Raw genomic sequence first — 18,646 nt, forward strand, 5'->3', positions numbered from 1 at the left:
GGGGTGTGGCACGGGTTCGGTGGGGGCGTCGCACCCAGCGGTGCCCGGGTTCGGTGGTGCGTCAGGTCTGCGCTGCGGGTTCAGCGGCGGATGACGACGCCTCGGCGGTCGGTGAATTGCCAGCCGTGAGGTGTCCAGGTGATCTCGATGCCGTGGTCGTGGGTGTGGTCGTGGTGGTGCCAGCACAACAACACCCCCGTGGTCGCATCGGTGTCACCGTGGTCACGGAACCATTGAATGGAGTGGTGGCATTCACACATGCGCGGCGGCGCGGTGCAACCGGGGTATTGGCAGTGTTTGTCGCGAGCGATGATCGCCCGACGTAATTGGCCGGTGAAGGTGCGTTTGGATCGGCCGATATTGATGAGCTGCGAGTCCGGGCTGAACATGAACCGGCTGATCTCCGCATCGCACAACAGCCTGTCCAGCACGACGCGCGGCACCGGCTGCCCGTCCTCGAACACCGCCGGGCGAAGCACCTGTGGGACCAGCGGCACCGCGGGGTCGAGCAGCCCCTGCTCGTGCAGACCGCCGGGTGCCGGTGGCGGGAAAAGCAGCGCCGGGTCCACCCGGTCGCAGTCGGTCGGGTGCAGGGACGGGTCGAGCAGGTGGGTCACCCCGGCGCGGGTGGTCATCGCGATCAGGGTCGGGTAGTCCACCAGCACGCTGATGTGCGGGCGTACGGAGGAGCCTTTGCCGGTCAGGCCCTGGTCCAACGTGAGCCGGGCCAGGTCCGACAACGCCCCCGCGCGACGCTGCGACGCGGTGCGGTCATCCCCGGCCGCCGGCACGCCTTGCACGGCCTGCACGGCCTGCAACGCGACCAGCAGCCCTTGGCCGTGCTCGGTGGTCAGGAACCCCGACAGGTGGCACCCACCGGTGGTGGCGGACACGTCGAAGAACTCCCGCTCGGTCGCGCCGGTGTACCCGCGCTCGTCCGCCTCCGGGTCCGCAGCCGCCGCCCACCGGCGGGCCAGCATGCGCAACGTGTCCGCGCTGACCTGCGCGGCCTGGTCCAGCAGGAACCGTTCCCCCACCGGGGCGTCCGGGTCGGCCAACACCACCCGGCGCACATCGCTGGTCGCCGCGGCGGTGGTCAGGATCTCGGCCTGCTCCACACTGACCCGCCCCTCACCCCTGCTGACCACCGCCGCGGCAGTCAACGGCAGCTCGTCCCGAAGGGCGTGGGCCAGGCGAGTCATCCGCTTGGCCTTCGCATAGGTCAGGTGCGCCCGGCGCGCCAACCACGTCGGGAACGTGCGCGCCCCGCTCACGTTCCACGGCACCTCGCACTCCACCACGGGCAGCGCGCGGGTGGCGATGGCCTGCATCCGGTCCGACAGCTCAAACACCGTGTCGAACAGCTCCAACGCGCCCGCCCCGTCCAGGTCCCGCGGCGCCAGGGCAGCCAGCGCGTCGACCTGAGCCTCGATCACCGCCACCCGATCCGCCAACGACAACGACGCCAGCCGCGCGGACGAGTGCGGCGGCGTGGGTGTGGGTGGTTGCGACGACGGCCCCAGGCCGAGCGACGGCGTAGGTGTGGGCGTGGGCGGCTGGGCGGCCGGCGGGGCGGGTGTGGGCGGCTGCGCCGACGCACGCTCGTCCTCTTCAAAGGTCATCTCACACCCCCCGCCGCTGCTCGTCAGGAATACCCCTGCTGCCTCAGAACCGGTGAACCCTCACCATTTCCGATGCAACCCACACTAACCGGGGACACTGACATTCCCCGCGACGTCGTCGGGCACGGGATGTGGACAAAGAACAGCACACCGAAATCTGTGGAAAGGCATTCGCCGGGACCGCCTGGGGGTGGTTCATTGATCGTGCTGGATGGGGGTTGCCGGTATTGATGCTCGTGGCGACAAGGCCGCTCGCCGTGCTGTGATGCGGGTGCTTTCGAGGACCTCGATCCCGGGCGGACCGACGCGTTCGTCGCGATCGACCTCGCCTGTCCCGGTCGTCCTGGGGCTCCGCTGGCCGCCGCGAGGGGGTCGCGTGTGCTGCCTAGCAATTTGCGTGCTTTGTCGGGAATCTCATCATTCTTGACCGGCACGTCGTCAAGAATTCATCCGCTGCTTGCACGGATGGCGCTTGTGTCGGGTAGAAATCGAGTGCTCGAAAGTCTTGACGGCCAGGTGAGACGGGGGCCAAGTTGTTTCTTGGGGGCACCCCCGGCCAAAACAAGTCGCGACGCCACGAGCGTTGCGAACGGAGGATCGACAAATGCATGCAGTGACGAGTCGTCTGGCGCGAAGGTCGGGGGCCGTCACAGCAGCCGCTCTGACCGCCGTCGCGGTGAGCTTCGCGGGTGTTGGTCCGGCGTGGGGTGCGGTGTCCCCCACGAGCGAGGTGATCATCAATGAGGTCTACGGCGGCGGGGGCAACGCGGGTGCCCCGTTCGCGAACGACTTCATCGAGCTCTACAACACGGGCACGACGGCGGTCGACCTCGCTACGTACTCCGTGCAGTACGCCTCCGCCGCCGGCACGAACTGGAGCGGCCTGATCCCCCTGACGGGGTCGATCGCCGCCCACAGCTACTACCTCGTCCAGGGCGCTTCCGGCGGGGCCGTGGGGGCCGCGCTGCCCGCCGCGCAGGCCACCGGCAACGTGAACCTGAGCGGCACGAACGGCAACGTCGCGCTGGCCTCGGTCGCGACCAAGCTGGCGTGCGTCACCACGACGTGCGCCGCCGACGCCGCCGTCGTCGACCTGGTCGGCTTCGGCACAGGCCTGGCCTTCGCGGGCGCTGCCGCCCCGGCCCCGAGCAACACCACCTCGGTCTCGCGCACCGGCTTTGTGAACACCGCGAACAACGCGGCGGACTTCACCGCCGGTACCCCGACCCCGGCGGGCGACGCCGTCCCGCCGGTCGACCCGGGTCCGGCCACTCCGGCGACCATCGCCGAGATCCAGGGCACGGGGGCGGCGAGCCCGATCGTCGGCCAGCGCGTGGTCACCGAGGGGATCGTCACCGCGGCGTACCCCACGGGCGGCCTGCTGGGCTTCACCATCCAGACCCCCGGCACCGGCGGCGACACCGACGTCGCTAGCCGGACCGGGTCCGACGCCGTGTTCGTCTACCAGGCCGCCGGCGGCGCGCCGACCGCCGCGATCGGCGATCACCTCAGCGTCACCGGGACCGTCACGGAGTTCAACGGCCTCACCGAGCTCACGGTCGCCGACGCCAGCGGGTACACGCCGCTCCCCGCGGCCGCCGCTCCGGCCGTCCCGGTCGCCGCCTCCTGGCCGACGACGGACGCCGACCGCGAGAAGCTCGAGTCGATGCTCTTCGCGCCGACCGGCAGCTACACGGTCACCAACACCTACTCGACCAACCAGTACGGCGAGGTCGGGCTTGCGTTCGGCGACACGCCGTTGCTGCAGTCCACCGAGGTCGGCGCACCCGGCTCGGCCGAGGCCGTGGCCGCGCTCGCGAGCAACGCCGCCCGCGCCGTCGTGCTCGATGACGGCGCCTCGACGAACTACCTCAGCGCCGCGAACACCGCGCTCACGCCGCCGTACGTCTCCCTGACCGCACCGGTCCGGGTGGGGGCGCTGGCCGAGTTCAACAAGCCGGTCGTCGTCGGCTACAGCTTCAGCACCTGGCGGTTCAACCCGACCGCGCAGGTCACGTCCGCCACCCTCGACGCCGATCGCACGACGTTCAAGAACACCCGCACGACGGCGCCCGACGCCGCCGCGCTCGCCGGCGCCGACCTCACGGTCGCCTCGTTCAACGTGCTCAACTACTTCACGACCCTCGGGGTCGACGACGGCACCTGCACCTCCTACAAGGACCGCGCGGGCAACGGCATCACCACCAACTCCTGCACCAACCCGAAGGGGCCGCGCGGAGCCTGGGACGCCGCCAACCTGCAGCGCCAGCAGGACAAGATCGTCGCCGCGATCAACGCGACCGATGCCGACGTCACCGGCCTGATGGAGATCGAGAACTCCGCGTCCGTCGACGGCGTCGCCAGCACCGACGAGGCGCTCGCGACCTTGGTCGGCGCTCTCAACGCCGGGGCCGGCTCCACGAAGTGGGCCTACGTCCCGTCGTCGACCGATCTGCCGGACCCGGCCGGCCAGGACGTCATCACCAACGCGCTGATCTACCAGGTCGCCTCGGTCGCGCGCGTCGGCGACTCCCGCGCGCTGGGTGACGCCAGCGGCGTCGGGCAGCCGTTCGTCAATGCTCGCGAGCCGATCGGGCAGGCGTTCGCGCCGGTCACCGGCGGCGAGCCGTTCTTCGTCGCCGTCAACCACCTCAAGTCCAAGGGCTCGGCGGGCCCGCTGCCGGGCGACGCCGACACGGGTGACGGTCAGGGCGCCTCGAACGCCTCGCGCGTGGCCCAGGCGACCGCCCTGCGGGACTGGGTCCCCACCGTGCTCGCGTCCTACCCCGACCCGATCACCGACGTCGCCCTGCTGGGTGACTTCAACTCGTACACCCAGGAGGACCCGCTGCAGGTCCTGTACGCGGCCGGGTACACCGACGCCGGCAGCCGGTTCGCGGCGGGCAAGTACTCGTACAGCTTCTCGGGGCTGTCCGGCTCGCTGGACCACGTGCTCCTCAACGACGGCTTCCTCGCCCGGACCACTGGCGCGGACATCTGGAACATCAACTCGCCCGAGTCGATCGCCCTGGAGTACAGCCGCTACAACAACCACGGCACCCTGTTCTACGACTCGACGGCGTACCGCGCGTCCGACCACGACCCGGTCGTCGTCGGCATCAAGGCGAACGCCACGGTCCCGCTGAACCTGCTCAACATCAACGACTTCCACGGCCGGATCGACGCCAACACCGTGAAGTTCGCCGGGACGGTCGAGCAGTTGCGGGCCGCAGGCGGCGCGCACAACTCGCTCTTCCTGTCCGCCGGGGACAACATCGGCGCGACGCTCTACGCGTCGTCGTCCGCGCAGGACCAGCCGACGATCGACGTGCTCAACGCCCTCGGGCTCGCGAGCTCGGCGGTCGGCAACCACGAGTTCGACCAGGGCCTGACCGATCTCACCGACCGGGTCATCAACACCGCGACGCCGAACGCGAAATGGGACTACCTCGGCGCCAACGTGTACGCGAAGGGCACCACGAACCCGGTGCTCAAGGAGTACTCGCTCTCGGTGGTCGACGGCGTGACGGTCGGCGTCATCGGCGTGATCACGCGGGAGACTCCCACGCTCGTGACGCCCGCCGGCATCTCGACGTTGGACTTCGGTGACCCGGTCGACGCCGTCAACCGCGTGGCTGCTCAGCTCAGCGACGGCGACGCCACCAACGGCGAGGCCGACGTGCTGATCGCCGAGTACCACGAGGGTGCCGGAGCCGGCACCCCCGACGGCGCGACGCTCGAGCAGGAGATCGCCGCGGGCGGCGCGTTCGCCAAGATCGTCACCCAGACGTCTGCCACGGTCGACGCCATCTTCACCGGGCACACCCACAAGCAGTACGCGTGGGCCGCACCGGTTCCGGGGACCACCACCGGGGCCACCCGGCCGGTGCTCCAGACCGGCAGCTACGGCGAGTTCATCGGCCAGGTCGTCCTCACCGTCGACCAGGGCACCGGTGACGTCGTCGCGCACACCGAGGGCAACCTCAAGCGGACGACCGACGCCGACGCCACGCTCGTCGCGGCCTATCCGCGGGTCGCCGCGGTGAAGACCATCACGGACGCGGCGCTCGCGGCCGCGGCCATCACCGGCAACGTGCAGGTCGGCAAGGTGCTCGCGGACATCACGACCGCGTACACCCCGAACCCGGATCCCACCAAGCCGCCGATCCGCGACGACCGCGCGTCGGAGTCCACGCTCGGCAACCTGGTCGCGAACTCCCTGCGGTCCTCGCTCGCCGACCCCGTGCGGGGTGGCGCCGAGATCGGCGTCGTCAACCCCGGTGGTCTGCGGGCCGAGCTCCTCTACAGCCCCGACGGCGTCGTCACCTACGCCGAGGCGAACGCGGTGCTGCCGTTCCTCAACAACCTCTACACGACGAGCCTGACCGGCGCGCAGTTCAAGGTGCTGCTGGAGCAGCAGTGGCAGCGGGACGCGGCCGGCAACATCCCGTCGCGGCCGTACCTGCAGCTGGGGCTGTCAGACAACGTGTCGTACACCTACGACGCGACGTTGGCCGAGGGCAGCCGGATCACGAGCATCAGCGTGAACGGTGCGCCGATCGATGCGGCGGCGAGCTACCGGATCGGGACGTTCAGCTTCCTGACCTCGGGCGGCGACAACTTCCGGATCTTCACGCAGGGCACGAACACGAGGGACTCGGGTCTGGTCGACCGGGACGCGTGGACCGCCTACCTCACGGCCAATTCCCCCGCCAGCCCGGACTTCGCCCGCCACGCCGTGGCGGTCACCGGGATCCCGGCGTCGGTCGGCACGGGCGCACAGGTCACGCTGGGCGTGGCCAAGCTGGACCTCACCTCGCTCGGCAGCCCGGCGAACACCGGGCTCACGGCGACCTGGGAGGGGAGCGCCGCGGCGCCCACCACCCTGGCCGTGGCAGCGGGGGCGGCGAACGTCGTCGTCACCGTGCCCGACGACGTCGTCGGCAACGCGACGCTCGTCCTGGTCGCCTCCCCGTCGGGTACGACGGTGCGGGTGCCCATCACGGTGACCAAGACGCTCACGGCCACCACCACGACGCTCAGCCTGTCGAAGACCTCGGTCCGGTACGGCTCGGCGGTCCAGGCCAAGGCAACGGTGACCGGCGCGACGACCGGCTCGGTCACCTTCAGCTGGGGCACCGGGAGCATGACGGTCCCCCTGGTCAAGGGCGTGGCCACGGCCAAGCTGCCGAAGGATCTGGTCGCCGGGACGTACGCGGTGACCGCGACCTTCGTCGGTGATGCCGAGACGGCACCCAGCACCTCCGCGAGCGTGACGCTGACGGTCACGGGACGCACGTCCGACGTGCACGCGACCCTCGTGCCCACGACCGTGCGCGAGGGGATGCCGGCCGTGGTGTTCGCCTCGGTCCGGTCCGCCGACCGGGCCACCACCGGTCAGGTCACGGTCACGGTCGACGGCACGTTGATCGCGACGCAGGACCTGCGGTGGGGCAGCGCCGTGGTGGTCCTGCCGTCCGACCTGGCGGTGGGTTCGCACCGGGTGACCGTGAGCTACCTCGGGAACCCGACGACGGCGCCGTCGTCCGATACCGAGAAGCTCACGGTGAAGCGGTGGGGGCGCCACTAGGCGCTGACCGCTAGGAGCAGTGCCAGGCCCGGCACCCGGGGCAGCGACCCGGGTGCCGGGCCTGGTGCGTCCGGTAGGGGAGGATGTGCGGGTGCTGACCATCGCTACCGCCAATGTCAACGGGATTCGCGCTGCATTCAAGCGGGGGATGGGCGGGTGGCTCGACAATCGCAAGCCCGACGTGGTGCTGCTGCAGGAAGTTCGCGCGCCCGACGAGATTCTTCGGGATTTTCTGCCCACCGGTTGGGACGTTGCGAGTCATCCCTCGGAATTCAAGGGTCGGGCCGGGGTGGGAATTGCCTCGCGGCTGCCGATGAGAGCGGTCCGGATCGGCCTCGGGCAGGGAATTGCCACCAATACCGGGCGCTGGGTCGAGGCGGATCTCGACCTGCCCGACGGCGGCCTGCTCACCGTCGTGTCGACGTACCTGCACTCGGGCACCGCCGGTACCCCGTCGATGGACGACAAGTACGCGTTCCTCGACCTGGCCACCGCGCGTCTGGCGGAGCTGTCCGCCGCCGGCGGGTACACGGTCGTCGGGGGAGACCTGAACATCGCGCACCACAACGTCGACATCAAGAACTGGAAGGGCAATCTCAAGGCGGCGGGGTTCCTGCCCGAGGAGCGCGCCTACCTCGACCGGTGGCTCGGCGAGCTCGGCTGGCGCGACCTCGGGCGTGAGCTCGGCGGCGAGGGCCCCGGCCCGTACACGTGGTGGTCCTGGCGCGGCAAGGCCTTCGACAACGACGCCGGCTGGCGCATCGACTACCAGCTCGCGACCCCCGCGCTCGCGGACCTGGCGCGGACGGCGGAGGTCGAGCGGGCGGACGCCTACGACCAGCGCTGGAGCGACCACGCGCCCGTCGTCGTGACGTACGACCTGTAGCCCACCTCAGTACCGGATCGCGTCGATCACCTTGACGCGGACCGCGACGATCGCGGGGATCAGCCCGGCGAGCGCCCCGACCGCCGTCGCGCACGCCATCCCGACCAGGGCCGCGGACAGCGGGAACGGCGGGGTGTCCTGGAGGGCGACGCCGAAGATCTGCTCGATCGGGATGTTCTTGATGATGACGATGGCGCCCATCACACCGACCACGCCGGCGAGCACGGTCGCGACGACCGACTCCATCAGCACGCCGAAGAACACCCGGCCCGACGTCGCCCCGAAGCTGCGCCGGATCCCGATCTCACGGATGCGGTAGCGCACGGTCACGAGCGCGATGTTGACCAGGCCGAGACCGCCGAGCAGGAGCGCGACGCCGCCGATGCCCGTGATGACCCAGCGCGCCCCGCCCTCGAGCGCGTTGAACCCGCCGCCCTGCTGGTAGATGTCGGCCTGGGTCCCGGGCAGGGCCGCCCGCAGGTCGCGCTGCACGAGCGAGGTGAGCTCCTTGGCCATCTCGGGCGGGACCCACAGGCTCAGGCTCGGCACGGCCGGCCCGTACATCGGGTCGGGGCTGGCCCAGCGGCTGAACTGGTCGTAGAGCAGGAAGGTCGAGGGGGTCTCGCCCTCCCACTGGTTGGCGACCACCCCGATGATCGTCGTGAGCACCGGCGTCGTGCCGCCGAGCATGATCGTGGGATGCCCGCGCAGGTCGCTCACGCCGAGCTGGGCGAGGAACGCCTCGTTGACCACCAGGGCCGGGGCGAATCGGTCGGCGTCGGCCGCGGTGAACCAGGTGCCCTGGATCGGCTGCACGCGGCGCATGACGCCGTAGTCGACGTCGACCGCCTGGGCCTGGACACCCATTGCCCCGGTCGGGAAGCGGAAGGTCAGCTGGGTGCCGAGCTCGCGGCTCGCGTACTCGATCCCGTACCGGTCGACGACCTTGGCGAACTCGGCGTCGTACTGCGCGCCGGAGGGGGCGACCGAGCCCATCGGGTAGGCCGAGACCATCAGGGTGGTCTCGCGGCCGGAGCTGCGTTCGGTCTGCTCCTTGACGACCTGGTTCATCATCTGCGCGGCGGCCGTGATGCCGGTGATCGCGCAGACGGCGACCGCGACCCCGATGAGCGCGAGCAGCACGCGCAGGCGGTGGATCCGCAGCTCGTCCCAGGCCTCGACGACGGCGCCCACGAGGCCGGTCATGCGTCGGCCTGCTCGGCGTGGCGTGGCGCCGCGGGCGTGGAGACCGGCAGGTCACCGAGCCACTCGGTGACCTGGCCCGGCGCGTTGAGCACGATCGGCAGGAGCACGCCGTCGGCGAGCCGGTAGTGGCGCTGGGCCCGCGCGGCCACCGCGAGGTCGTGCGTGATGGCGATCAGGGCGGCGCCGGACTCCGACGCGATCTCGTCGAGCAGCGTCATCACCTCGCCGCCGGTCTCGACGTCGAGCGCGCCCGTCGGCTCGTCCGCGAGGATGACCCGGGGCCGGCGGACCAGGGCCCGCGCGATCGCCACGCGCTGCTGCTCACCGCCCGAGAGCTTGTCGGGCATCGTCTCGAGCCGGTCGCCCAGCCCGACCCGGTCGAGCATCTCGGCGGCCAACGTGAATCGCCGCCAGAACGACCGGCCGCGCGCGTACATGAGCGGCGCGGCGACGTTCTCGAGCGCGGTGCGCCCGGTGAGCAGGTTGAACTGCTGGAAGACGAAGCCGAAGTCGTCCCCGCGGCGGCGCGCGCGGGTCCGCCCGGACAGGCGCCCGATGGGCGTGCCGTCGAGCACGTACTCGCCCGACGTCGGGGAGTCGAGCAGGCCGAGGATGTTCAGCAGCGTGGACTTGCCGGTCCCGGAGCGCCCGATGACGGCGACGTGCTCGCCCGCGTCCACGGAGAGGGTCACGCCCTTGAGGATCGACAGGATCCGGTCGTCGGGCAGCCGGACCGAGCGCGTGACGTCGGTCAGCTCGAGGAGCGCCATCAGCCGCCGAACCCCGACATCATGACTCCGCCCTGGTTGCTCTGGTCGGGGTTGACGACGTCGCCGATCGGGATGAACTGCAGCACCTGGTCGCCCTCGACGAGGCCCGAGGTGATCTGCACGATCTCGCCGTCCGTCAGGCCGAGCCCGACCGAGCGCTTCTCCTGCGTGCCGTCCGCCGCCACGACCCAGACGTTGCCGGTCTGGACCGAGCCCTGCACGGAGGTCACCGGGACGACGAGCGCGCCATCGGCGACCCCGTTGGTGATCGCGAGGTCGGCGCCCAGCCCCGCGAACGCGGTGACCCCGGCCGGCACGGCGCACGTGACCACGCCGGACGCGGTCGCGACGGGTGCCCCGGTGGACGGGTCCACGGCGCCCGGGGTCGTGGTCTCTCCCTGCGGCGCGGCGCCCACCCGCAGGCCGGTGCAGGTGAAGGGTGCGGGGCCGCCCTTGAGGGTGACCTCGGCCTCGGTCGGTGCGGCGAGCAGGCGGTACTGCTGGTCGGGGGTGAGTGTGCCGGTCACGGACAGCGTGCCCGGGGCCACCGAGCCGACGGCGTCGCCGACCGAGACGAGCTGGTCCTTCAGCGCCGTCAGCGTCAGGGTGCCCGCCGCGGGCGCCGTGACCGTCGCCCGGGTGACCTTCGGCTTGTTCTCGCGGGTGGTCTGCTCACCGGTGTCGGCGTTGGTCGTGACCGTCGGCGCGACCGGGGTCTCGAGCGAGACCACCAGGATCGGCGTGCCGACGTCGACGTGCTGCCCGTTGGTGGCCACGAGCGAGGTCACGGTGCCGGCCATCGTGGCGCGGGCCCCGACGGCGGCGTCCGCGACCACCGAGCCCTGCACGGTCACGGTGTTGGTGATCGAGCCCGTCGTCACCGGGACGGCCGGCTCGACGATCTCCGCGGACGGCTGGGCCGACCCGTCCGCACCCGTGAGCGCGGTGCCCGCGAACGCGATCTTCACGAGTGCGACGGCGATGATCGCCCAGAGGAGGATCCTCAGGGCAGGGAAGATGATCCTGCGTGTCACGCCCACCGTGCGACTCCCTCGCCCACGTAGCACGGAGGCACGCGGAACGGCGCTCCGCTGCCGTGCTCGGCAAGGTACTACGAGTTCGGGCTGTCGCGTGCGGGGCTCACCGCGTCCGGGATGCGGCTCCCGCGGCGCGCGCGACGAGGAACGCGGGCGCGGTGAACCCGCGCTCGGCGAACGCGCGCGCGACGGCCTCGGCGACCGCCTCGGCCCGATCCGCCTCGACGAGCGCGATGGCCGACCCGCCGAAGCCCCCGCCGGTCATGCGCGCCCCGAGCGCGCCGGCGGTCCGGGCCGCCTCGACGACGAGGTCCAGCTCGTCGCAGCTCACCTCGTAGTCGTCGCGCAGCGAGGCGTGCGAGGCGTCGAGCACGGGCCCGATGTCGCGCGCGCGACCTGCGTCGAGCAGGGCGACGAGCTCGGTCACCCGCGCGATCTCGGTCACGACGTGGCACACCCGGCGCCGGGCGACCTCGGCCGGCACGACGCCGTCCGTCAGTCGACCCAGCGCGTCCGCGAGGCCGACCGGGTCGATCTCGCGCAGCGTGGTGATCCCGAGCTGGGCCGCGGCGGCGTCGCACGCGGCGCGGCGCGCGGCGTACTGGCCGTCGGAGAGCTGGTGCTCGGCGCGCGTGTCGACGACGAGCAGCGCGAGCCCCTCGTCCTCGAGGTCGAACGGCACGTGCCGCACCGACCCGTCGAGGCAGTCGAGCAGCAGCGCGTGCCCCGCCGTGGCGCGCAGGGACGAGGACTGGTCCATGCCGCCCGTGGGCGCGCCGGCGACCTCGTTCTCGGCGCGGATGCAGGCCGCGGCCAGGCGCGCGCGGCCGTCGTCGTCGGCCCCGAGGCCGAGGGCGAAGGCGTCGTCGAGCGCGACGGCGACCGCGCACTCCAGCGCGGCCGACGACGACAGCCCGGCGCCGTACGGCACGCACGAGTCCACGACGGCGTCGAAGCCGCCGACCGCGTGGCCGTCGCGCGCCAGCGCCCACGCGACCCCGGCGGCGTAGGCCGGCCAGCCGGACACGTTGCCCGGGGCGACCTCGACGAGCGCGGCCGTCCACAGCCCGGCCGCGGCCTCCTGCGCCGAGGCGAGGTTGACGACCGCGCCGCTGAGCGTCGAGCCGGTGCTGCGCAGCGCGACGTACGTGCGGTGCGGCAGGTTGATCGGCAGGCACAGGCCGCCGTTGTAGTCGGTGTGCTCACCGATGAGGTTGACGCGCCCGGGGGCCGACCAGACGCCGTCGGGCTCGGCGCCGAAGCGCGCGCGGAAGGCCGCGGTGGCGCGGTCGGCGCCGTCGGCCGGTGCCCAGGCTGTGATCCACTGCGGTGCGGCGGCCTGCGGTGCGGTTGCCTCGGGCGCAGTCACTTGGCGACCTCCTGCAGGCGGGTGGCGATCCGCTCGGGCGTGGTGTCGCTGATCCACGCGGCCATGCCGGACTCGACGCCGGCGAGGTACTTGAGCTTGTTCGGCGCGCGCAGCACCGAGAAGACCTCGAGGTGCAGGCGAGACAGCTCGCGGCCCTCGCGGACGGGGGCCTGGTGCCAGCCGGCGATGTACGGCAGCGGGATCGCCTCACCGTCGGGCCCGACGAAGAACAGGTCCAGCAGGCGCAGCAGCTCGAGGTAGGCGGTGGCGAGGTCGGTGCGCTCGGCGTCGGTCAGGGCCGGCAGGTCGGGCACGTCGCGGCGCGGGGCGAGGTGCACCTCGACGGGCCAGCGCGCGGCGAACGGCACATAGGCGACCCAGTGCTCGGTCTCGAGCACGATCCGCTTGCCGGAGCGCAGCTCGGCGTCCAGGATGTCGCGGCCGAGCAGGCGGCCGGTGCGCGCGTGGTGGTCGCGCGCCTGGGTCAGCATCGCCAGCGTGCGCGGCGTGAGGTACGGGAACGCGTAGATCTGGCCGTGCGGGTGGTGCAGCGTGACGCCGATCTCCTTGCCGCGGTTCTCGAAGCAGAACACCTGCTCGATGCCCGGGCGCGCACCGAGCTCGGCGGTGCGGTCGGCCCAGGCCTCGATGATCGTGCGCATGCGCTGCGGGGTGACCGAGGCGAGCGACGCGGTCGAGTCGGCGCTGAAGCAGATGACCTCGCAGCGCCCGTTCGCCGGGCGCACCGGGAACAGGGGCTCGCCGTCGCCGAGCGCGACCTCGTCGACGGAGCCGGGGACGGTGAGCAGGGACGGGAAGCGGTTCTCGAACACGACGACGTCGTAGTCCTCGGCCGGGATCTCGCCGTCGGAGTACGCCGCCCCGGGCTTGGCCGGCGCGAGCGGGTTGGAGTCCGCGGGCGGCAGGAACGTGCGGTTCATGCGGCTGGCGGCCATCGGGATCCAGTCGCCGGTGAGCGCGTCGCGGCGCAGCTCCGGGCTCTCGATCGGCAGCGCGACGCCGTCGTCGCCGACGATCGGCGCGAACCGGTCCGGTAGCGGGCGCGGGTCGTCGAGCCGGCGGGTGGCGGCACCGGAGACGTAGGGCTCCGAGTCGTCGAAGTAGATCAGCTCGCGGCCGTCGGCCAGGGTGGTCGACGTGCGTCGGACGGCTGCGGTGCTCACGGTGCTCCTCGTTCGGGCGTGGGTGCGGTGCGGGTGGTGGGGGTGGTGGTGCGGGTGGATGCGGTGTGGTGGTGGGGGGCGATCAACAGCTGTCCGACGGCGGCCTGCGCGGTCCGGCGGGCGGCGTCGGGCAGGCCACCGTCGGTGATCAGGACGTCCACGGCCTCGAGCGCGACGATCCGCGCGAGGCCGACGACGCCCCACTTGCTGTGGTCGGCGAGCACGACGACGTCGCGCGCGCAGGCGATGAGGGCGCGGTCGGTCTGCGCCTCGAGCAGGTTGGGCGTGGTCAGGCCGTCCGGGCCCAGGCCGTGCACGCCGAGGAACGCGCGGTCGACCCGGAGCTGGCCCAGGGAGGCGTCCGCGACGGGGCCGACCAGTGCGTCCGACGGCGTGCGCACGCCGCCGGTGAGCACGACGTCGAGACCGAGGTCGCCGTCCCGCCGCGAGGCGGCATGCAGCGTGTCGGCCACCGGCAGGGAGTTGGTCACGACGGTGAGCGGACGCAGGGTCGGGTCGGCGGCGATGAGCTCGGCGAGCAGGTGCGCGGTGCTGCCGGCGGACAGGGCGATCGAGGAGCCGGGGGTGATCCAGGCGAGGGCGGCGCGAGCGATCGCGGCCTTCTCGTCGGCGGCGAGCGAGCGTTTGACCGCGAAATCGGGCTCGTGCGCGGTGTGGTGCGCGTCCACGGCCCCACCGTGCACGCGGTGCACGAGTCCCTGGCGCTCGAGCTCCGCGATGTCGCGCCGGACCGTCATGTCGGACACCTCGAGCGACGCGACCAGATCCGTGACCCGGACGGCGCCGTGCGCGCGCACCCCGGCCAGGATCGCTTCTTGACGCTGCAGCGCGAGCATGCAAACAGTATCCACCAAAACTCAACAAAAACCAACACGCCTGCTGACCTGCGCAGCCGTTTCTCGCTCGCGTGCGGGGTGAGTTCGCCGGTTCGGCGCGAGTTCGCTGCTCCAGACCGGCGAACTCAGCCCGAACCAGCGAACTCACCGGTTGTCGAACCCCCTAACCAGCGAACTCACCGGTTGTCGAACGCCCGAACCAGCGAACTCACCGGATGTTCTGGGTCAGCGGGTGACCGGAGACAGACCCAGGGGGCGGCCGGCCAGGCCGCGCGTGCGGGCCGCCAGTGTGCGGGCGACGCCGCGCAACGCGATCGCGGCGGGGGAGTCCGGCGCGGTCAGCACGACGGGGGTGCCGGCGTCGCCGGCCTCGCGCAGGTTGACGTCCAGCGGCACCTGGGCGAGCAGGGGCACGTCGCCGCCGGTGATCTTGGTGAGGTTCGCCGCGACGGTCGCGCCGCCGCCCGCACCGAACAGCTCGAGCCGCGTGCCGTCCGGCTGCTCGAGCCACGACATGTTCTCGATGACGCCGACCACGTGCTGGCGGGTCTGCAGCGCGACCGACCCGGCGCGCTCGGCCACCTCGGCCGCCGCGACCTGCGGCGTGGTGACGATGACGAGCTCGGCGGTGGGCAGCAGCTGGCCGACGGAGATCGCGATGTCACCCGTGCCGGGCGGCAGGTCGAGCAGGAGCACGTCCAGGTCGCCCCAGAACACGTCGGTGAGGAACTGCTGCAGCGCGCGGTGCAGCATCGGCCCGCGCCACACGACCGGCTGCCCGGCCGGCACGAACATGCCGATCGAGATGACCTTGATGTCGTGCGACACGGGCGGCAGCAGCATGTCGTCCACGCGGGTCGGCGGGAGCTCGACGCCCAGCATCCGCGGCAGCGAGAAGCCGTACACGTCGGCGTCGAGCACGCCGACGCGCAGGCCGTCCGCGGCCATCGCCGCGGCGAGGTTCGCGGTGACGGTCGACTTGCCGACCCCGCCCTTGCCGGACGCGATCGCGTAGATCTTGGTGAGGTTCCCGGGCTTGGTGAACGGGATCTCCGGCTCGGCGACGCCGCCGCGCAGCATCGAGCGCAGCTCGGCGCGCTGCTCGGCGTTCATGACGCCCATCTCGACGCGCACGGCCGAGACGCCGTCGAGCACGGTGACCGCCGCGGTGATGTCGCGCGTGAGGGTGTCCTTGAGCGGGCAGCCCTGCGTGGTCAGGTCCAGGCCCACGGTCACGAGCGTCCCGCCGGCACCATCGGGGCCGACGTCGACCGACCGGACCATGCCGAGCTCGGTGATCGGTTTGCGGATCTCGGGGTCCTGGACCGTGGTGAGTGCCGCACGCACGGCGGCGGTCAGGGCGGTGGGATCGACGGCTGTTGGCATGGGCCCATCGTAGATGGCGTCGCCTGACGGGCCCGAGGAGCAGCGCCCCAGGGGGTCAGGCAGGGTCAGGCAGGGTCAGGCCGGGGTGCTCTTCTTCGGGTGGCGCTCTTCGGACGCCTTGCTGTCGCGGGACTCGCGCGACCGTGAACCACGCCGGTCGCGGTGCTCCTTGTCCGAGCCGCGGTCCGCGGCGGCCAGCTCCTCGAGCAGGTTGCGGATCTCGGAGCGGACGAAGTCGCGGGTCGCGACGTCGCCGATCGCGATGCGCAGCGCCGCCATCTCGCGGGCCACGTACTCGGTGTCGGCGAGGTTGCGCTCGGCGCTCTGCCGGTCCTGCTCGGCGGCGACCCGGTCGCGGTCGGTCTGGCGGTTCTGCGCAAGCAGGATCAGGGGGGCGGAGTAGGACGCCTGCAGCGAGAGCATGAGCGTGAGCAGGGTGAAGCCGAAGATCCGGGAGTCGAAGCGCAGGCTCTCCGGACCGAACGAGTTCCAGCTCAGCCACGCGACGCAGAACGCGGTCATGTACACGAGGAACTGCGGCGTGCCCATGAACCGGGCGATCCCCTCGGCGATCTTGCCGAACGTGTCCCGCTCCACCTGGATCCGGGGGATCAGGGACCGTCGGGTCTCCTTCGGGGTGTCGAGGCGCTCAGCCATGCTGCGCTCCACCGGCCGACTGCGCTCCAGTGACAGGCACCGTGCCCTGCCCGACGGCGGCGTCGTCCTCGTCGTCCGCCTCGCGCCAGTCCTCCGGGAGCAGGTGGTCCAGGACGTCGTCGATGCTGACCGCGCCGAGCAGCCGTCGCTCGGCGTCCACGACGGGCAGCGCGAGCAGGTTGTACGTCGCGAGCAGACGGCTGACCTGCAGCAGCGGCGCGTCGGCGGTCACGACGTCGATGTCGGACTCGACGAGCCCGCCGATCGCCTCGTGCGGCGGCTCGCGGAGCATGCGCTGCAGGTGCACGACGCCGAGGAAGCGCCCGGTCGGGGTCTCCGCCGGGGGACGGGTCACGAACACCATCGAGGCGAGCGCCGGGGTCAGGTCTTGCCGGCGCACGTGCGCGAGCGCCGCCGCGACGGAGGTCTCGGGCGGCAGCACCACGGGCTCGGTGGTCATCAGCCCGCCGGCGGTGTTCTCCTCGTACGCGAGCAGGCGGCGCACGTCGCGGGCGTCCTCGGGCTCCATCAGGGCGAGCAGCTCGGCGGCCTGCGCCATCGGCAGCTCGCCGAGCAGGTCGGCCGCGTCGTCGGGCTGCATGGCCTCGAGCACGTCGGCCGCGCGGCCCCGCTCGAGGTTCGAGAGGATCTCGACCTGCTCGTCCTCGGGGAGCTCCTCGAGGACGTCGGCGAGCCGTTCGTCGTCGAGCGCGGTGGCCACCTCGAGGCGGCGCACCGTGCCCAGGTCACGCAGGGCGTCGGCGAGGTCCGCGGGCTTGAGGTCGAGGTAGGCGGCGAGCAGGAGCGCGGCGCCCTGCGTGCCGACGCCGTGCCCGAGGCCCTTGACCTCGCCGACGTCGACGACGAGGGTCCCGCCGCGGCGGCGCAGCAGCCCGCCCTTGCCGGCGCCGTGCCGGCGCACGAACAGCTGCGTGACGAGCCAGTCGCCCGTGCGCTGCTGCTCCATCGCCAGGTCCTCGATCGACGCGCTGCCGGTGCCGTCGACGAACTCCACCGTGCGGTCCAGGAGCTCGCTGACGGCCAGCGTCTCGAGCGAGCGCTGCTGGAACCGGCGCATGTTGAGCAGCCCGGTCGTGATGACCTGGCCGGCGTCGATGCTGGTCACGCGCGTGAGGGGAAGGAAGATCCGCCGTCGGCCAGGGATCTCCACGACGAGTCCGACCGCGCGCGGCGGGCCCTTGGGGCGCAGGAGCAGCACGACGTCACGCACCCGCCCGACCTGGTCCCCGAGCGGGTCGAAGACAGTGGTCCCGGCTAGGCGCGCGACGAAGACACGGGTCCCTGCGCTGCTCACGCGGTCAGCCTAATGCCGCTTGCGCCATTCGATGGGGACGCCTGGCGATCGGGACCCGGTGTGGGAGAGGATCGGGGCATGTCGTTCACAGGCAGGTCCCGTGTTCCCGGTGTCCCGACGCTCCCGAAGGGTGAGCAGGTCGCCACGTACGTCGCCTATCTCGAGGCGCAGCGCGCCGTCGATCACCTCGCCGACAAGCAGTTCCCGGTGAAGCTCGTCACGATCGTCGGCACGGACCTGCGCATGGTCGAGCGGGTGACCGGCCGGCTGTCCTACCCCCGGGTCGCGATGGCCGGGGCGGCCTCGGGCGCGTGGTTCGGGTTGTTCGTGGGGCTGCTGCTGCTGATGTTCTCGACGTCGACGACGCAGACCTTCCCGCTCCTGGCCGCCATCCTCATCGGCGCCGCGTTCGGCATGCTGTTCTCGGTGATCACGTACTCGTTCACGGCCGGCAAGCGCGACTTCACCTCGCAGAGCCAGATCGTCGCCGGGTCGTACTCGGTGCTGTGCGCCGCCGAGCAGGCGCACAAGGCGCGTGCGCTGCTGCAGGAGCTCGGCGGGGTGGTCTCCGGCTGGCCGGGCGCCACGCCGACGCGCGGCCCGGCCGCGACGTCGCCGTCGGACCCGAGCGCGTACCCGGTGCGCCCGCCGACGGAGCAGACCCCGCCGTCGGGCGCGCCGACGACCCCGCCGGTGGCGCCGAACCCCACCGAGCCGCCGACGCAGCCCCCGGCCCCGCCGCTGTCCTGACCCCCCGGTAGTACAAG

The 18,646-nt window shown here is 72.1% G+C and carries 13 protein-coding genes; 3 read left to right on the plus strand and 10 right to left on the minus strand.

Translation table 11 applies throughout. The annotated features are described in order from the left end of the window. Positions 1 to 80: 80 nt before the first annotated feature. On the minus strand, positions 81 to 1,622 hold the full coding sequence (locus VTA80_RS12970) for a DUF222 domain-containing protein (RefSeq protein WP_407341511.1): 1,542 nt from the start codon (positions 1,620 to 1,622) through the stop codon (positions 81 to 83). Positions 1,623 to 2,226: 604 nt separating this feature from the next. Between VTA80_RS12970 and VTA80_RS12975 the strand changes: the two genes are divergently transcribed. Further along, a complete protein-coding gene (locus VTA80_RS12975; RefSeq protein ID WP_407341512.1) occupies positions 2,227 to 7,212 on the plus strand; it encodes an ExeM/NucH family extracellular endonuclease in 4,986 nt (1,661 codons plus the stop codon). A gap of 91 nt (positions 7,213 to 7,303) precedes the next feature. Next, positions 7,304 to 8,098: an exodeoxyribonuclease III gene (locus VTA80_RS12980; RefSeq protein ID WP_407341513.1), complete on the plus strand. Its 795-nt coding sequence runs from the start codon at positions 7,304 to 7,306 to the stop codon at positions 8,096 to 8,098. A 6-nt stretch (positions 8,099 to 8,104) separates the two neighbouring features. On the opposite strand, the gene VTA80_RS12985 is transcribed toward VTA80_RS12980, so the two are convergent. The 9 genes from VTA80_RS12985 to VTA80_RS13025 all read right to left on the minus strand — a co-directional run bounded on the left by VTA80_RS12985 (position 8,105) and on the right by VTA80_RS13025 (position 17,879). Further along, a complete protein-coding gene (locus VTA80_RS12985) occupies positions 8,105 to 9,304 on the minus strand; it encodes an ABC transporter permease (protein ID WP_407341514.1) in 1,200 nt (399 codons plus the stop codon). Continuing rightward, a complete protein-coding gene (locus VTA80_RS12990) occupies positions 9,301 to 10,074 on the minus strand; it encodes an ABC transporter ATP-binding protein (protein ID WP_407341515.1) in 774 nt (257 codons plus the stop codon). Before VTA80_RS12990 ends, VTA80_RS12985 begins: the two co-directional genes overlap by 4 nt. Continuing rightward, positions 10,074 to 11,108, minus strand: coding sequence for a secretion protein HlyD (locus VTA80_RS12995; RefSeq protein WP_407341516.1), 1,035 nt, complete (start codon positions 11,106 to 11,108; stop codon positions 10,074 to 10,076). The genes VTA80_RS12990 and VTA80_RS12995 overlap by 1 nt, the downstream gene beginning before the upstream one ends. Positions 11,109 to 11,214: 106 nt before the next feature. Next, positions 11,215 to 12,480 (minus strand): galactokinase, encoded by a 1,266-nt coding sequence (gene galK / locus VTA80_RS13000; RefSeq protein ID WP_407341517.1) that lies wholly within the window; start codon positions 12,478 to 12,480, stop codon positions 11,215 to 11,217. After that, on the minus strand, positions 12,477 to 13,664 hold the full coding sequence (gene galT / locus VTA80_RS13005) for a galactose-1-phosphate uridylyltransferase (protein WP_407341518.1): 1,188 nt from the start codon (positions 13,662 to 13,664) through the stop codon (positions 12,477 to 12,479). The genes galK and galT overlap by 4 nt, the downstream gene beginning before the upstream one ends. Next, entirely contained in the window at positions 13,661 to 14,521 is an 861-nt protein-coding gene (locus VTA80_RS13010) for a DeoR/GlpR family DNA-binding transcription regulator (RefSeq protein WP_407341519.1), read from the minus strand. Before VTA80_RS13010 ends, galT begins: the two co-directional genes overlap by 4 nt. 225 nt (positions 14,522 to 14,746) lie before the next feature. Continuing rightward, a complete protein-coding gene (locus VTA80_RS13015; RefSeq protein WP_407341520.1) occupies positions 14,747 to 15,907 on the minus strand; it encodes a P-loop NTPase in 1,161 nt (386 codons plus the stop codon). 75 nt (positions 15,908 to 15,982) lie between these two features. Next, complete coding sequence (locus tag VTA80_RS13020; protein ID WP_407341521.1) at positions 15,983 to 16,564, minus strand: DUF1003 domain-containing protein; 582 nt, start codon at positions 16,562 to 16,564, stop codon at positions 15,983 to 15,985. Further along, entirely contained in the window at positions 16,557 to 17,879 is a 1,323-nt protein-coding gene (locus VTA80_RS13025) for a magnesium transporter MgtE N-terminal domain-containing protein (RefSeq protein ID WP_407341522.1), read from the minus strand. The genes VTA80_RS13020 and VTA80_RS13025 overlap by 8 nt, the downstream gene beginning before the upstream one ends. A 78-nt stretch (positions 17,880 to 17,957) precedes the next feature. Here VTA80_RS13025 and VTA80_RS13030 point away from each other — a divergent pair, with 78 nt between their 5' ends. Continuing rightward, the gene (locus tag VTA80_RS13030; RefSeq protein ID WP_407341523.1) at positions 17,958 to 18,629 is read left to right on the plus strand and encodes a general stress protein; all 672 of its coding nucleotides are present in this window, start codon (positions 17,958 to 17,960) and stop codon (positions 18,627 to 18,629) included. Positions 18,630 to 18,646 lie beyond the last annotated feature (17 nt).

The organism is Pengzhenrongella phosphoraccumulans, assembly GCF_045689905.1.
In the GTDB taxonomy this organism is placed as follows: Bacteria; Actinomycetota; Actinomycetes; order Actinomycetales; family Cellulomonadaceae; genus Pengzhenrongella; species Pengzhenrongella phosphoraccumulans.

What these genes read in the sequence shown, in the direction of transcription:
- VTA80_RS12970 (WP_407341511.1), bottom strand. Translation starts at nt 1,622, where the DNA reads ATGACCTTTGAAGAGGACGAGCGTGCGTCGGCGCAGCCGCCCACACCC.
- VTA80_RS12975 (WP_407341512.1), top strand. Translation starts at nt 2,227, where the DNA reads ATGCATGCAGTGACGAGTCGTCTGGCGCGAAGGTCGGGGGCCGTCACA.
- VTA80_RS12985 (WP_407341514.1), bottom strand. Translation starts at nt 9,304, where the DNA reads ATGACCGGCCTCGTGGGCGCCGTCGTCGAGGCCTGGGACGAGCTGCGG.
- VTA80_RS12990 (WP_407341515.1), bottom strand. Translation starts at nt 10,074, where the DNA reads ATGGCGCTCCTCGAGCTGACCGACGTCACGCGCTCGGTCCGGCTGCCC.
- VTA80_RS13010 (WP_407341519.1), bottom strand. Translation starts at nt 14,521, where the DNA reads ATGCTCGCGCTGCAGCGTCAAGAAGCGATCCTGGCCGGGGTGCGCGCG.
- VTA80_RS13015 (WP_407341520.1), bottom strand. Translation starts at nt 15,907, where the DNA reads ATGCCAACAGCCGTCGATCCCACCGCCCTGACCGCCGCCGTGCGTGCG.
- VTA80_RS13020 (WP_407341521.1), bottom strand. Translation starts at nt 16,564, where the DNA reads ATGGCTGAGCGCCTCGACACCCCGAAGGAGACCCGACGGTCCCTGATC.
- VTA80_RS13030 (WP_407341523.1), top strand. Translation starts at nt 17,958, where the DNA reads ATGTCGTTCACAGGCAGGTCCCGTGTTCCCGGTGTCCCGACGCTCCCG.